Annotated in this window: 1 protein-coding gene and 1 pseudogene; one reads left to right on the forward strand and one right to left on the reverse strand. The window is 44.9% G+C overall.

Annotated elements, in window-relative coordinates; all coding sequences use genetic code 11:
• A partial coding sequence (locus R8N47_RS25365; RefSeq protein WP_318186129.1) for an NYN domain-containing protein occupies window positions 1-429 on the forward strand: 429 nt, incomplete at its 5' end.
• An 88-nt stretch (window positions 430-517) separates the two neighbouring features.
• On the opposite strand, the pseudogene R8N47_RS25370 reads toward R8N47_RS25365, so the two are convergent.
• A pseudogene (locus tag R8N47_RS25370) lies at window positions 518-691 on the reverse strand (anaerobic C4-dicarboxylate transporter); the annotation flags it as partial.

Consider the following 691-nt stretch of genomic DNA (forward strand, 5'->3'; position numbering starts at 1 on the left):
ACTCGTCGCGAAGCTTATCGCAGTAACTTTGCCTACAACCAGTTTTGGTATGTCGCGACACAAGAAAAGCAAGTAGTAAGCGCAAAAGCTTATGCCATTGCCAGTAACGATCCGAAGCAACGCCAGTTTCATCACATTCTAAGAGGTGTGGGATTTGAGGTGATGTTGAAGCCTTACATTCAGCGTCGAGATGGCAGCGCCAAAGGGGATTGGGATGTCGGTATCACGCTCGATGCGATTGAGATTGCGCCTGATGTTGACCGCGTGATTTTGGTTTCTGGTGATGGCGACTTCAGTTTGCTGGTGGAACGTATTCAGCAGCGCTACAACAAGAAGGTCACCGTCTATGGTGTACCAAGGTTAACCTCGCAAACCTTGATTGATTGTGCTGATAATTTCGTCGCGATTGATGATGATTTCTTGCTGTAATCATTAGACTAGACAAAGAAAAGGCGAGTCATTCAGGCTGTACTTATGCGTACAATGACTCGCCTTCCAATTTTACTTTACAGGTTGTTTATGAAGGAATGATGATTTGTCCTAGTACGTAACCTAAGCAACACGCGCCGATCACACCAATCAAACCTACCGACATAAATGAGTGGTTGAAGTACCACTTACCAATCTTAGTTGTACCTGATGTATCGAAGTTCACTGTCGCGATATCAGAAGGGTAGTTCGGAATAAAGAA

It is taken from the genome of Vibrio sp. 2132-1, from assembly GCF_033344315.1.